The organism is Micromonospora sp. LOL_015, assembly GCF_048060275.1.
In the GTDB taxonomy this organism is placed as follows: domain Bacteria; phylum Actinomycetota; class Actinomycetes; order Mycobacteriales; family Micromonosporaceae; genus Micromonospora_E.
In genome coordinates this window covers 1-255 of sequence record NZ_JBHMIO010000238.1, presented here as the reverse complement: position 1 = coordinate 255, position 255 = coordinate 1, and the positions used below count along the sequence as shown (strand labels likewise).

The 255-nt window shown below is 68.6% G+C and carries 1 pseudogene; it reads right to left on the bottom strand.

Annotated features, from left to right (window positions below):
- Positions 1 to 255: pseudogene (locus tag ACFHWU_RS29650) on the bottom strand (ribonucleoside-diphosphate reductase subunit alpha); the annotation flags it as partial.

Here is a 255-nt window from a genome sequence, read left to right as displayed (position 1 = left end):
GACCCCTCGGCCCGCTTGATCTGCTCCCGGACCGGTGCCGTCCACAGCCCGCGCGCCTTCAACTCGCCGACCAGGTACGTGTTGATCTGCAGGAACTCCCCGGACATGGTTTCGCGCTTGAACAGGTTGGACACCTGCGGCTCGATGCACTCGTAACAGCCGGCGATCGACGCGATCGTCGCGGTCGGCGCGACCGCGACCAGCAGCGAGTTCCGCAGACCGTGCGCGGCGATCGTCGACCGCAGCCGGGCCCAC